Below are 14,256 nucleotides of genomic sequence, written 5' to 3' on the forward strand. Positions count from 1 at the left end.
GCCGGAAGCCTTCGCTTCCGGCATTGACTCGAACCGCGCTCGGAGGTTCGATTTACTCCGGCATTTTCAACGCTTTAGGCGAAACGATGATGCCGTTGTTGTCGGCATAGACGAACTCGCCCGGGCGGAAGGTGATGCCACCGAAGGTCACTGCGACGTTCAGGTCGCCGATGCCGCGCTTGTCGGTCTTCATCGGGTGACTGGCCAGCGCCTGCACGCCCAGGTCGGTCTGGGCGATCACGTCGACGTCACGGATGCAGCCATACACCACGATGCCTTCCCAGCCGTTCTTCGCCGCCTTCTCGGCCAGCATGTCGCCCAGCAGCGCGCGGCGCAGGGAGCCGCCGCCGTCCACCACCATGACCTTGCCCTTGCCGTCCTTCTCGACCTGCTCCTTGACCAGCGAGTTGTCCTCGAAGCACTTGATGGTGACGATCTCGCCACCGAAGGAGTCCCGCCCGCCGAAGTTGCTGAACATCGGCTCGACGACCTGGACCAGCTCCGGGTAGGCATCGCACAGATCGGGGGTGACGTAATGCATGGAGACGCTCCTCTTGATGAAAACGGATACGGCAATCCGGCCCTGACGTGACCGAAAGGCTCACTGGCGTCACAGTCTAACCGCTACGGCGCCAGCGAGGAACGCTCAAGCCTGCGCCAGAGCGCCCTGCCCGGCCGGCAACGCACCGTGCTCCAGCCAGTGCTGCAACAGAGGCCAGACTTCACGCTGCGCGCCCTTGCTGATCAGCATCTCGACATGACCATAGTCTTCGGAGAATCCATGGCGCTTGCCCAGGCGCAGGTATTCCCGAGCCTCGGAGCCAAACTGCTCCAGCAGTTGGCGACAGGCCCAGGCAGGGTCCTGGTAGTCACCGTCGGAGGCCACCGCCAGCACCGGCACCTTGACGTTCTGCAGACCGCCCCACCAGTCATTGTCCTTCTCGCCGAAGCGACCGAACAGGCTGTACCAGCGCAGGGTTTCCAGAGCCAGGCCGAGCGGCTCGTCTTCCGGACCGCGCTTGAGCCTGGAGCCGGACAGCCCGCCCATGCGCTTGAGCAGGAAGCGCCCGCTCCAGGCCACCGGCGGCAGCTTGAGCGGCCAGTAGGTACGGCTGATCTGGCTGCCACACAGCGCCACGCTGGCCGCCTGCCCGTCTTCCAGATAGCCGCCACCGAGCGCCGCCGCGAGGGTGATACCGCCCAGGGAATGGCCGATCCAGTGCGGCGCCTGACCACTCTGCTCGACGACGAAGCTGGCGATGGCCGGCAGGTCGAAGCGCGCATAGTCGGCCACGCGGTTGCGGTCATAGTCCTGGTTGCGCGGAGAAAGCCCGTGCCCGCGCATCTCCGGAATCCAGACGTCGAAGCCGGCACGCGCCAGATACGGGCCGAAGCCGATGCACCTGGGTGAATACCAGAAGCGGCGGTTGGAAAAGCTGCCGTGCAGAAGGATCACCGGCACGCCACGGGAGCCATCGCGCTGCCCGAGACGGGTCAGCACCAGCTCGACACTGGAATCGGGGCTGTTGCCCGGTTTCAAGCGGTATACATCCTCGGTGAGGTCACCGCGGAACTCTGCGCTCATCAGCGCGACGGGAAAGAGTTGACTGCTGCTTTGCATGGAATCGGCTGGCACAAAAAAGGGCGGGTGAAATCACCCGCCCTTCTCATGGATGGTGAAGGAACTGTCAGGAGTGGCCTTCGGCGAGGAAGAACCAGGTGTCGAGAACCGAGTCGGGGTTCAGCGACACGCTCTCGATGCCCTGTTCCATCAGCCACTTGGCGAGGTCCGGGTGGTCCGACGGGCCCTGGCCGCAAATGCCGATGTACTTGCCAGCACGGTTGCACGCCTGGATGGCGTTGGACAGGAGCTTCTTCACCGCCGGGTTACGTTCGTCGAACAGGTGCGCGACGATGCCCGAGTCACGATCCAGGCCCAGGGTCAGCTGGGTCAGGTCGTTGGAACCAATGGAGAAGCCGTCGAAGAACTCGAGGAACTCGTCAGCCAGCAGGGCGTTGGACGGCAGTTCGCACATCATGATGACGCGCAGGCCGTTCTCGCCACGCTTGAGACCATTGGTGGCCAGCAGGTCGACGACCTGGGAGGCTTCGCCCAGGGTACGTACGAAGGGCACCATCAGCTCGACGTTGGTCAGGCCCATTTCGTTGCGGACCTTCTTCATCGCGCGGCATTCGAGCTCGAAGCAATCGCGGAAGGACTCACTGATGTAGCGCGAGGCACCACGGAAGCCGAGCATCGGGTTCTCTTCTTCCGGCTCGTAGAGCTTACCGCCGATCAGGTTGGCGTATTCGTTGGACTTGAAGTCCGACAGACGCACGATGACCTTCTTCGGCCAGAAGGCAGCGGCCAGGGTGCTGACGCCCTCGACCAGCTTCTCGACGTAGAAGCCGACCGGATCGTCGTAACCGGCAATGCGCTTCTCGACGCTCTCCTTGATGTCCGCCGGCAGGCTGGCGAAGTTCAGCAGCGCCTTGGGGTGCACGCCGATCATGCGGTTGATGATGAATTCCAGGCGAGCCAGGCCCACGCCTTCGTTCGGCAGCTGGGCGAAGTCGAAGGCGCGGTCGGGGTTGCCGACGTTCATCATGATCTTGAACGGCAGCTCCGGCATGGCATCGACCGAGTTCTGGCGGATGTCGAAGCCCAGTTCGCCTTCGTAGATCAGACCGGTGTCGCCTTCGGCGCAGGATACGGTCACACGCTGGCCATCCTTCAGCGCCGCGGTGGCGTTGCCACAGCCGACGACAGCGGGGATGCCCAGTTCACGGGCGATGATCGCCGCGTGGCAGGTACGGCCGCCACGGTTGGTGACGATGGCGCTGGCACGCTTCATCACCGGCTCCCAATCCGGGTCGGTCATGTCGGAGACCAGTACGTCGCCCGGCTGGACCTTGTCCATCTCGGAAACGTCGTGGATCACCTTCACCGGGCCTGCGCCGATGCGCTGGCCGATGGCGCGGCCTTCCACCAGGACCTTGCCCTTTTCCTTGAGCAGGTAGCGCTCCATCACGGTGGCGCTGACGCGGCTCTTCACGGTCTCGGGGCGGGCCTGGACGATGTACAGCTTGCCGTCGTCACCATCTTTGGCCCACTCGATGTCCATCGGACGCTCGTAGTGCTTCTCGATGATCAGGGCCTGCTTGGCCAGCTCGGTCACTTCGGCGTCGGACAGGGCGAAGCGGGCGCGATCGGCCTTCTCCACGTCGACCACCTTGACCGACTTGCCGGCCTTGGCTTCTTCGCCGTAGACCATCTTGATGGCCTTGCTGCCCAGGTTGCGACGCAGGATCGCCGGGCGGCCGGCTTCCAGGGTCGGCTTGTGGACGTAGAACTCGTCGGGGTTCACCGCACCCTGCACCACGGTCTCGCCGAGGCCATAGGCGCCGGTGATGAACACCACGTCACGGAAACCGGATTCGGTGTCCAGGGTGAACATCACGCCGGCGGTGCCGGTTTCGGAGCGGACCATGCGCTGCACACCGGCGGACAGGGCGACCAGCTTGTGGTCGAAGCCCTGGTGCACGCGGTAGGCGATGGCACGGTCGTTGAAGAGGGAGGCGAAGACTTCCTTGGCCGCGCGGATCACGTTGTCCACGCCGCGGATGTTCAGGAAGGTCTCCTGCTGGCCGGCGAAGGAGGCGTCCGGCAGGTCTTCGGCGGTTGCCGAAGAGCGTACGGCAACGGCCATATTGTCGTTGCCGGCGGCCATCTCGGTGAAGGCCTTGCGGATATCGGCGTCGAGCTGGGCCGGGAATTCGGCATCCATCACCCATTGGCGGATCTGCGCACCGGTCTTGGCCAGGGCATTCACGTCATCCACATCGAGAGCGTCCAGCGCAGCATGGATGCGATCGTTAAGGCCGCTCTGCTCGAGGAAGTCACGGTAGGCCTGGGCGGTGGTGGCGAAACCACCTGGTACGGAAACACCAGCACCGGCGAGGTTGCTGATCATTTCGCCCAGGGATGCGTTCTTGCCCCCCACACGTTCGACATCATGGACGCCGAGCTTATCGAGGGAAACTACGTACTCTACCAAGGTGATCTCTCCACTAAGGTGTTGGAAAAGGTCGTACGGGCCGGTGCGGCGCCACTCTTCTGGCCCGGGCCAGAAAAATGAGTAAGAATGCCCCGGCAAAGGGCCTTGCAAACGCGCGGCCTATCATAGCCAAGAAACGTTCCTACCTTAAGGCCCGCAGCGCATATGAAACGAACTGCATTCTTCATTTCCGATGGCACCGGCATTACTGCCGAAACCCTCGGCCAGAGCCTTCTTGCGCAGTTCGAGAACATCAATTTCGTCAAACTGACGCGACCTTACATCGATACCGAAGAAAAAGCGCGCGTCATGGTACAGCAAATCAACAACGCTGCCGAGGCGGACGGGGCACGCCCGATCATCTTCGATACCATCGTAAACCGCGAGATCCGTTCGGTCCTTGCGCAATCCAACGGTTTCATGATTGACATCTTCTCGACGTTTTTGTCCCCGCTCGAGCAGGAATTATCCGCCGACTCGTCGTATTCCGTCGGAAAATCCCACAGCATTGGCCACAACTCCAATTACATGGAGCGTATCGACGCGGTCAACTTCGCGCTCGACAACGACGACGGCGCCCGCACCCACTACTACGACAAGGCCGACCTGATCCTGGTGGGCGTGTCGCGCTCCGGCAAGACCCCGACCTGCCTTTATATGGCGTTGCAGTACGGCATCCGCGCGGCGAACTACCCGCTGACCGAGGAAGACATGGAGCGCCTGCAATTGCCCAACGCGCTCAAGCCCTACAAGCACAAGCTGTTCGGCCTGACCATCGATCCCGACCGGCTGACTTCCATCCGCAACGAGCGCAAACCCAACAGCCGCTACGCCAGCTTCGCCCAGTGCGAGTTCGAGGTCCGCGAGGTGGAGAACCTGTTCCGCCGCGAGAACATCGCCTACATCAACTCGACGCATTTCTCGGTGGAAGAGATCTCCGCCAAGATCCTCGTCGAGAAAGGCGTGGAACGCCGGCTCAAGTAGCCGCCCAACTCTCGAAGTACCCTCAATCGACGGCCGGTATCCCCGGCCGTTAGTCTTTCGGCAGCCTCTCGCCAACCCGCCTATCATTCTGTAGACCCGAGATTTGCCCGTGGCGTTTTCGACGGGTCGGGCATTCCCCGGCACAGGCAAAGGAGAGCGCCATGCGCGAATGTCAGCACCTGATTCTGGCTGCCCTGCTGGCGTTGGCCGGCTGCGACAAGAGCGAGCCGCCCAACGCCAAGGTCACCACACCCACGCCCCCAGCCGCCGGCCAACCCGCTGCCGCACCCCCTGCAGCGCCTGCCCCTGCACCGGCAGCCGCGCCAGCGCCACCCGCTGCTGCGGCGACAGCAGCGCCTCCGGCCGCACCGGCAAATCCGTCTCAGGCTGTATTCAGCACCGAAGAACTCGACCAGATGCTCGCGCCGCTGGCGCTGTACCCGGACTCCCTGCTGGCCCAAGTGCTGATGGCAACCACTTACCCGGGCAATGTGGCCGATGCAGCCGCCTGGTCCAAGGCCCACCCCGGCGTAAGCGGCGACGAGGCCGTGAAGCAGGTTGCCAATCAGCCGTGGGACCCGAGCGTCCAGTCGCTGGTGGCGTTCCCTGTCGTATTGGCCACACTGGAACAGGACCCCGCCTGGGTTCAACGCGTCGGCGACGCCTTCCTGGCGCAGCCCGACGCCGTGATGGATTCCGTCCAGCGCCTGCGCCGCCAGGCCCAGGCTGCCGGCAACCTGAAATCCAACGAACAGCAGACCATCAGCATCAAGCCGGCGGCCCCGCCTCCCGCGCAACCAGCTCCCGGCGGCGACACGGTGGTCGTGCAGCAGCCCGCCCCCTCGCAGACGATCGTCATCGAGCCGACCAACCCGCAGGTGGTCTACGTTCCCAGCTATAACCCCAATCAGGTCTACGGCACCTGGGCCTATCCCTCCAGCCCGCCGACCTACTACCCGCCTCCGCCCCAATACCAGTACCCCGTCGCTACCGCGCTGGCCACCGGCCTGGCGTTCGGCGCGGGCATCGCCATCGTCAATTCGCTCTGGGGCGATTGCGACTGGGACGACCATGAGATCGACGTGGATGTAGAGCACTACAACAACTTCAACAGCAACCGGAACGTCAATCGCAACGTGAACCGCGAGTTCAACGGCAACCGCGCCACCTGGCGCCATGACCCCACCTACCGCAATGGCGTGCCCTACCGTGACGCGGCCAGCCGCGAGCAGTACAACCGCCGGCTGGCAGGCGGCGAGCAGCGCGAGGCATTGCGCGGCTTCGACTCCGCACGCACCCAGGAGCGTGCCCGGGCCCGCGAGAGCCTTGCCCAGCGCGGCATCACCCCACCGGCGGTGAACAATGAGCAGGCCCGCGAACGCGCCCAGGCTGCCACCCGCGACCTGAGAGACAACCCGCAAGCCCGCGAGCGCGCGCAGGCCGCCACCCGGGAACTGCGCAACAACCCCGACGCCCGGCAGCGTGCGCAAAGCGTTGCGCAAAACCGCAGCGCCCAGGCACAGCAACGGCCACGTGCGCAGAACAACTCGCAAATCCGCGAGCAGGCCCGCCAGCAGCGCGCCAGGACCCAGGCGCCGCGGAACAATGCCTTCGTCGGAGCCAACAACCCAAGGCAATCCCGAGCGTTCTCCGAGCGCGGACAAGCCAGCCGCGCCGTCGCCAGCCGGCCTCAGGCCGCACGCGCCGGGCACACCGTACAACGTCCCGCCCGCGCATTTTCCGGCGGCGGACGGCGCCGATAGGAGACGAATCATGCATTTCGCATCGCGCCTACTGGCGCTCGCCCTCCTGGGCGCACTGCCCTGCAGCCTGCTGGCGCAGGAAACCTTTCCCACACCGGAAGCCGCCGCCGATGCCTTCGTCGCCGCGCTCGGCACCGAGAAGGCCGACCCGGAGCGCCTGACCGCCCTACTCGGCAAGGACTGGCGCAGCTACATCCCGCCCGAAGGCATCGACCGGGATGAAGTGGATGCCTTCCTCGCGCATTACAAGGACAAGCACCAGATCGAGAAAGACGGCCCCGACCGTGCCCACCTGGTAGTCGGCAATGATCCATGGACACTGCCCCTGCCGATCCTGCACCAGAAGCAGGGCTGGGCATTCAACGCCAAGGCGGGCGGGGAGGAAATTCGCGTCCGCCGCATCGGCCGCAACGAAGAAGCAGCGATAAACGCGGTGCAGGCCTATCACGATGCGCAGATGGACTTTGCCGAAGTCGACCGCAATGGCGACGGCGTACTGGAATACGCCCAGAAATTTGTCAGCAGCGATGGCCGCCACGACGGCCTGTACTGGCCGCAAGAGGAAGACGGCGAGGAAAGCCCGCTCGGCCCCCTGTTCGGCGACGAACTCCCGGACGGCGGCTGGCACGGCTACCACTACCGCATACTCACCGCCCAGGGTCCCTCGGCCCCCGGCGGCGCCTATGACTACCTGATCGGCGGCAAGATGACCCGAGGCTTCGCCCTGATCGCCTGGCCGGTCCGTTATGGCGACACGGGCGTGATGAGCTTCATGATCAGCCACGACGGGGAGGTCTTCTCCAAGAACCTGGGCCCCAATGGCGACAAGATCGCCCTGAAGATGACCCGCTTCGACCCCGACAGCAGCTGGAGCGAAGTCAAGGTCCCGGAAAGTCCCTGAGCCTCAACGCCCGCCCGCGGCAGCCAGGCTGTCGAGAGCGGGTGCAGCGACTGCCCCTGCGTCTACTGTGCACGGGGCAGTCGCTGACAAATACCCTGCCAAGAGACCAACCGACTGTCGCCACGTAAAAACCACATGGTAGAATTCGCCGCGCTATTGCCTGGCGTCCCTGGGCCCAGCCCGGTGGCAATCCGGCCATGTCCGAGCGAGGGTGACGACCGGGACACCCACTTTTCCAAGGCTTTGCGGCCACCCACTCATCAAGACCCATGAGAATCAAGCCCACTGCCCTGCTGCTCCTGAGCATCGTCCTGTTTTCCGGCGTCAGCGCCGCTGCCGGCAAGACCGTCTACGGTCTGAACGAATACGCCCGCATCGACGATCTGAGCCTGGAGCTGGCCGCCAAGCTCGACACCGGCGCCAAGACCGCCTCGCTCAGCGCCCGCGACATCAAGCGCTTCAAGCGCGACGGCGAGACCTGGGTACGCTTCTACCTGGCCACCGACACCGCCGACAGCCAGCCGATCGAAAAGCCCCTGGCCCGCATCAGCAAGATCAAGCGCCGTCATGGCGACTACGACCCTGACGAAGGCAAGGACTATACCGCCCGCCCGGTGATCGAGCTGGACGTCTGCATGGGCAAGGTCCGACGCACCATCGAAGTGAACCTTACCGACCGCAGCGCCTTCCAATACCCGCTTCTGATCGGCTCCGACGCGCTCAAGCGCTTCGGCGCCCTGGTCGACCCGAGCCTGAAATACGCTGCCGGCAAGCCCGGCTGCCAACCCGTAGCGAAACCTGCCGAGTAATCCCATGCGCTCTCTTACCCTGCATCTGAAGGTCCTGATCGCCATCCTGCTGACGCTGGGCGTCGCGATCACCGCCTACCAGATCTTCATCCTCGGCATCCCGATGACCGAGGCCGAGACCGACGACTTGTGGAACATCGATGCCAAGGTCGAATTCGTCGCCACGCCGAAGACACCGGTGAAGGTGCAGATGTTCGTCCCGCCGCTGAGCCAGAACTACGTCAGCCTCAACGAGAGCTTCGTCTCCAACAACTACGGCGTGGGCATCAACCGCGCCGACGGCAACCGCAAGGTGACCTGGTCCTCGCGCCGCGCCAGCGGCCAGCAGACCCTCTACTATCGCCTGGTGCTGACCAAGCGCTACACCGGCGCCGCCGGCGAGAAGCCCAAGGAAAAAGGCCCGATCTTCCGTGACAGCCTGCCCCTGGAAGGCCCGGAGAAGATCGCCGCCGAAGCCCTGATCGCCCCCATCCGCCAGCATTCGGCGGACGTCGAGACCTTCGTCAGCGAAGCCATCAAGCGCGCCAACAACCTCAACGACGACAACGTCAAGCTGCTGCTGGCCGGCGACACCAGCCTGGAAAAACGCTCCCATGTGGTCGAGACCCTGCTGGCGGTGGCCCACGTGCCGCTGGAGCGCGTGCACACCATTCGCCTGGTGGCCAACCAGCCGCAGCAGCCCGAGCTCTGGCTACGCAGCTTCAACGGCAAGGAGTGGCTGTACTTCAACCCGGAAACCGGCGAGCGCGGCCTGCCCGCCGACCGCCTGATCTGGTGGCTGGGCGATGAAAGCCTGCTGTCCATCGAAGGCGGCAAGAAGGCCCAGGTCAACTTCAGCCTCAACAGCAGCGAGATGAACGCCATCCGCCTGGCCAAGCTGTCCGACGAGAACACCGACGCGGCCTTCCTCGAGTACTCGCTGTACGGCCTGCCACTGTCCACCCAGCAGACCTTCCAGATCATGATCATGATCCCGTTCGGCGTGCTGGTGATCCTGGTGCTGCGCAACCTGATCGGCATCCAGACCCTGGGTACCTTCACCCCCGTGCTGATCGCCCTCGCCTTCCGCGAAACCGGCCTGCAATGGGGTATCGGCCTGTTCACCGTGATCACCGCGCTGGGCCTGTCGCTGCGCTCCTATCTCGAACACCTGAAGTTGCAGATGCTGCCGCGCCTGTCGGTGGTGCTGACCTTCGTGGTGGTGATGATCGCCGCCATCAGCCTGCTCAGCCACAAGCTGGGCTTCGAGAGCGGCCTGTCGGTGGCCTTGTTCCCGATGGTGATCCTGACCATGAGCATCGAGCGCCTGTCGATCACTTGGGAAGAGCGCGGCGCCGCGCACGCCATGAAGGCCGCCATCGGCACCCTGGTCGCCGCTGCCCTGGCGCACATCCTGATGCGCATTCCGGAGCTGGTGTACTTCGTGTTCACCTTCCCGGCCGTGCTGCTGATCCTGGTGGCGTTCATGCTGGCGATGGGTCGCTACCGCGGGTACCGCCTGACCGAACTGTTCCGCTTCAAAGCCTTCCTCAAGGACTAAGCCATGTTCGGCCTGATCAAGCGATGGAAAGCCCTGAGCGCCCTCGGCATCATGGGTATCAACCGGCGCAACGCGGACTACGTGCTCAAGTACAACCAGCGGCACCTGTACCCGATCGTCGACGACAAGATCATCACCAAGCAGCGGGCGATCGAGGCGGGCATCCACGTACCGGAAATGTACGGGATCATCTCCACCGAGAAAGAGATCGAGCGCCTGCCGGAAATCATCGGTGACCGTAACGACTTCGTGATCAAGCCGGCGCAGGGCGCCGGCGGCGACGGCATCCTGGTGATCGCCGATCGCTTCGAGGGCCGCTACAAGACGGTCTCCGGGCGGATCATCAGCCACGAGGAAATCGAGCACCAGTTGTCGAGCATCCTTACCGGCCTGTACTCCCTGGGTGGCCACCGCGACCGCGCGCTGATCGAATACCGCGTCACTCCGGACCCGATCTTCAAGAGCATCAGCTACGAAGGCGTACCGGACATCCGCATCATCGTGCTGATGGGCTACCCGGTGATGGCGATGCTGCGCCTGCCGACCCGCCAGTCCAACGGCAAGGCCAACCTGCACCAGGGCGCCATCGGCGTGGGTGTGGACCTGGCCACTGGGCAGACCTTGCGCGGCACCTGGCTGAACAACAAGATCAGCAAACACCCGGACACCACCAACGCGGTGGACGGTGTGCAACTGCCCAACTGGGACGGTTTCATGAAGCTCGCCGCCGGCTGCTACGAGCTCTGCGGACTGGGCTACATTGGCGTGGACATGGTACTGGACCAGGACAAGGGCCCGCTGATCCTCGAACTGAACGCCCGCCCCGGCCTGAACATCCAGATCGCCAACGACTGCGGCCTGACCCTGCGCACCCATGCCGTCGAGGCACACATTGCCGAGATGGAAGCCAAGGGCGTGAAGGAGACAGTGGAAGAACGCGTGCGCTTCGCCCAGGAGCTGTTCGGACACGTGCAGCCAAAGGAAGTCTGAGGCGCCCTGCCCCATGAAAAAGCCCGGCGATTGCCGGGCTTTTTCATGGGTGCGAGGTGTAGCCCCCCGGCTCAGCACACCACAGCCGCGAATGTAGGGCGTATAACGTTCGACGTTATACGCCGTTTGCCCCTGGTTCCCGCCTACACGGAGATCCACTCGGACGCCCGTCGCCGAGCGCTTCGAGATCAGCCACAGCTCCTGCCGGCGCTTCGGGTGTATCGGCGTACAACCGCGAACGGTTGTACGCCCTACGTGCTGCCCCATGAAAAGGTCCGGCGATTGCCGAGCTTGTTGCGGCCACGAAACGCAGGGTGGCACCTGTAGGAGCGAGCTTGCTCGCGAACGAATTCCCTGACCACTTCGATGTTGGACGGTTCGCGAACAAGCTCGCTCCTACGAAAGGCGTCAGATCAGCGCACCACGGCCAGCTCGAACCCGCCCTGGTCGCCATGCTCGCGCACCTTCATCCCCGCCTCGTTCACCGCCAGGTTTTCCAGCGGGCGCTTGTAGGGTTTGTTGTCGAGTGTCTGCAAGCTGCGATCTTCATCCGTGGTGAGCAGCAGCACGTAACGCTCGCCCTGGTTGGCACGCACCGGCACCGTCCCCTCGATGAAGGCATAGCGGTACCAGGTTTCCGGATTGAGCTTGTACACCGCATCGCTCACCAAGCGGGTCGGGCGCTTGCGTTCGTCGAGGAACAGCAGCGACGGGTACACCACCTGGTGGTTGGCGAAGCTGCGCACGCGCAGGCCGTAGACCCGCTGCGAGCTGGGCAGCTTCATCGCCACGAAGTAGCTCTTGCCCATGGGGAAGTCGAAGCTCGGGGAGAACTTGTTCAGCTCTTCATAGCGCGGCTCTTCGGCGCTCAACTCGGTGAAGTCGCCATCGGCCATCTGCTCGCAACAGCGGCGCTGCAGGTCCTGGTAGAGATCGTCGAGGGTCTTGCCGCTGCCCTTGAGCAGCGCCTTCATGGCGTCGGTCTGCTCGCCGCTGCCATCCAGGCCGGGCAGGTCCGCCGGACGCGACTTGAAATCGATCTGTCGCCCTTCGGTATAGGCGACCTTGCCACCACCCTGCTCGCCCCGGCGGAACGCTTCGGCCCGCTGCTCGGCGCTGATCGGCGAGTTGTGCATGCGCCCCTGCTCGTCGACCCAAGTGTAGTACGGGTTGCCGTTCTCGCTGCGAACGAAGCCCTTGTCCTCATACGCCTCGGCGTCGATGTACTCGGAAGAGTGGTCGCCGTTGGGCAGCACGTAGTCGGCGCGCCCCGGCGGTACCTGGCCAGCGGCATAGAAGCTGTTCTGGATGTTGCCCTGGGCATCGACCCAGGTGAAGTAGCGGCGCTTGCTCTCCCCGGCCGGCTGTGCGCCCGGCCACTGGGTACCGGATGCGTCGAGCTGGCGCGCCCGGTCGCTCTGGTCAATGCGCTTGTCGGCCTGGCGTTGTTGCTGGCTGAAGCTGGCGTCGACGAAGGTGTTGTGCACCTGGCCGTTGTCGTCCACCCAGGACAGGTAGCGCCCGCTGGCGGCCTGCATCGCCGGGGCGGCCAGTCCGGCGGCGATCAGGCAGCCCGTCAGCAAAGTCCGCTTGCCCATGTCCGATGCCCTCAGAAAGTCGTCCGATACGTCATGGCGAAGATATAGGCCTTCACCGTGGTGCTGACGTCAAGCCCCGCATAGGGGTTGTAGACCAGGTTGTCGATGCCGGTGCAGTTCAGGTTGCAGCTGCTGCCGGACTTGATGCTCTGCTTCGACACGAAGTAGTTGAAGCCCAGATCGATCACCGTGTCCTTGTCCCACTGGTAGCCCAGGCCCAGGCCGTAGAGATCGGCGTCGCCGATCGGCACCAGGGCGTCGGCCTTGTCCTTGGGGATTGCCGAAGGACGGTACTCGTAGCCGGCGCGCAGTTGCAGGCGATCGTTGACGTCGTACTGCATGCCCATGGCGTAGCTCCAGGTGTCCTGGTAGCCGCGGTCGAGGATGATGCTGTGGTCGGTGGCGCCGTTGGGCGCGAAGTTCTTGGCGATGCGCAACAGGTCGAGCTCCTTGTCGAACTCGATCTCCAGCTTGTTCCAGTCGCTGTAGTCGGTCCACTTCAGGTCGAAGTTGAACTGCCACTTGTCGAACGGGCGCACCTTGATGCCGGTGGAAAAGCTGTCCGGGTTGACCATGTTCAGCGTCGCCACGCCGTGTTCCTCGTCGGTGTTGCCGTAGGGGAACAGGGGGCTCAGGAAGGCGCCGAAGATCGAGCTCTGCAGGCCGGACCAGAAGCCCTGCCAGTCCTGGCTGTAGTCGACCCGGTACTTGCCCTTGAGGTGCATGCGCGACTCGCTCTGGTAGGTCGCGCCCCAGGCGAACCAGTCGCGGGGCTCCCAGAGGATGCCGAGGTTGAAGCTCGGCGACAGGCTCTGCTGCATGTCCAGCTTCAGGTTGGCCAGCGAGTCGTAGGGACCGATGCGGCCGCCGCAGACGTTGAACACCAGCTCGACGATTTCCTGCGCGCCCGGCACGCAGGTGGTGTCGTGCAGGGTCTGCAGCAGGCCGGTGAGCAGGCCGGGGTTGCGGAAGTCGGTATCCAGGGCCATCGCCTGGTGCGAAAAGCCGATCGACAGGCCCGCCGAAAGCGTGTCGTTGATCTCGTAGCCCACCGAGGGCGAGAAGTAGGTGATGCGCTGCAGCGATACCCGGCGCCCTTCGTAGCGCGCCGGATCGCTGTCGGAGTCGCGCGAGTAGCCCAGTGCCTGGGGCGCATAGACGTTGGTGGCGAAGGTGAATTTCGAGCCCGGCGGGTTGATCGAAAGCCCCGCCAGCGGCGCCACCAGCAACGGCATGTCGGTCATCCCGCCCAGGCCCGGCAGGTACATGGTCGGTGTCAGGGTACGGCTGCTGCTGTTGGCCACCGGATCGTCATCCAGGCCGAAGGCGGCATCGCCATAGTTGGGCGGTGCCTTGAAGTCGGCGCGGATGTCCATCACCCCGGTGACCAGCTTGAGCTGGGTCTGCCGGCCCTTGAGCTTGGTCAGCGCGGCGGGGTTGTAGTGCACCGCGTCGATGCCGGTGGAATCGGCGGTGACGGCGTTGGCCATGGCCATGGCCTTGGGGTTGCCGATGGTCAGATCGTTTGCCAGTTGGGCCCCGGCCAGCGACGACCAGCCAAGGCTCACCCCTGCCATCGCCAACGCGAGTGGCGAAATGCGCATTGTCATGTG

11 protein-coding genes are annotated in these 14,256 nt (G+C 64.3%); 6 read left to right on the forward strand and 5 right to left on the reverse strand.

Annotation, left to right across the window (positions count from 1 at the left end; translation table 11 throughout):
* Positions 1-52 precede the first annotated feature (52 nt).
* The 3 genes from rraA to ppsA all read right to left on the reverse strand — a co-directional run bounded on the left by rraA (position 53) and on the right by ppsA (position 4,004).
* Complete coding sequence (gene rraA, locus O6P39_RS17130; RefSeq protein WP_152222602.1) at positions 53-541, reverse strand: ribonuclease E activity regulator RraA; 489 nt, start codon at positions 539-541, stop codon at positions 53-55.
* 105 nt (positions 542-646) lie between these two features.
* Positions 647-1,621 carry an alpha/beta fold hydrolase gene (locus tag O6P39_RS17135; RefSeq protein ID WP_275607682.1) on the reverse strand — a complete coding sequence of 325 codons (975 nt, stop codon included), beginning with the start codon at positions 1,619-1,621 and terminating at the stop codon, positions 647-649.
* 67 nt (positions 1,622-1,688) lie between these two features.
* Positions 1,689-4,004, reverse strand: a complete 2,316-nt coding sequence (gene ppsA, locus O6P39_RS17140) for a phosphoenolpyruvate synthase (RefSeq protein WP_331314103.1) — start codon at positions 4,002-4,004, stop codon at positions 1,689-1,691.
* 219 nt (positions 4,005-4,223) lie between these two features.
* Here ppsA and O6P39_RS17145 point away from each other — a divergent pair, with 219 nt between their 5' ends.
* The 6 genes from O6P39_RS17145 (at position 4,224) to O6P39_RS17170 (ending at position 11,045) form a co-directional block, all read left to right on the forward strand.
* Complete coding sequence (locus O6P39_RS17145) at positions 4,224-5,042, forward strand: pyruvate, water dikinase regulatory protein (RefSeq protein WP_152222596.1); 819 nt, start codon at positions 4,224-4,226, stop codon at positions 5,040-5,042.
* Positions 5,043-5,203: 161 nt separating this feature from the next.
* On the forward strand, positions 5,204-6,805 hold the full coding sequence (locus O6P39_RS17150) for a DUF3300 domain-containing protein (RefSeq protein ID WP_275607684.1): 1,602 nt from the start codon (positions 5,204-5,206) through the stop codon (positions 6,803-6,805).
* Between the two features lie 10 nt (positions 6,806-6,815).
* A complete protein-coding gene (locus O6P39_RS17155) occupies positions 6,816-7,706 on the forward strand; it encodes a DUF2950 domain-containing protein (RefSeq protein ID WP_275607685.1) in 891 nt (296 codons plus the stop codon).
* 269 nt (positions 7,707-7,975) lie between these two features.
* Positions 7,976-8,515 (forward strand): ATP-dependent zinc protease, encoded by a 540-nt coding sequence (locus O6P39_RS17160; RefSeq protein WP_275607686.1) that lies wholly within the window; start codon positions 7,976-7,978, stop codon positions 8,513-8,515.
* A 4-nt stretch (positions 8,516-8,519) separates the two neighbouring features.
* A complete protein-coding gene (locus tag O6P39_RS17165; protein ID WP_275607687.1) occupies positions 8,520-10,055 on the forward strand; it encodes an inactive transglutaminase family protein in 1,536 nt (511 codons plus the stop codon).
* Positions 10,056-10,058: 3 nt separating this feature from the next.
* Positions 10,059-11,045 (forward strand): alpha-L-glutamate ligase-like protein, encoded by a 987-nt coding sequence (locus tag O6P39_RS17170; RefSeq protein WP_275607688.1) that lies wholly within the window; start codon positions 10,059-10,061, stop codon positions 11,043-11,045.
* Between the two features lie 413 nt (positions 11,046-11,458).
* Here the strand turns inward: O6P39_RS17170 and O6P39_RS17175 are convergent, their stop codons facing one another.
* Positions 11,459-12,583 (reverse strand): MalM family protein, encoded by a 1,125-nt coding sequence (locus tag O6P39_RS17175; protein WP_275611970.1) that lies wholly within the window; start codon positions 12,581-12,583, stop codon positions 11,459-11,461.
* Between the two features lie 71 nt (positions 12,584-12,654).
* Complete coding sequence (locus O6P39_RS17180; RefSeq protein ID WP_275607689.1) at positions 12,655-14,253, reverse strand: outer membrane protein transport protein; 1,599 nt, start codon at positions 14,251-14,253, stop codon at positions 12,655-12,657.
* Between the last annotated feature and the right edge of the window lie 3 nt (positions 14,254-14,256).

The organism is Pseudomonas sp. PSE14, from assembly GCF_029203285.1.
GTDB lineage: Bacteria > Pseudomonadota > Gammaproteobacteria > Pseudomonadales > Pseudomonadaceae > Pseudomonas.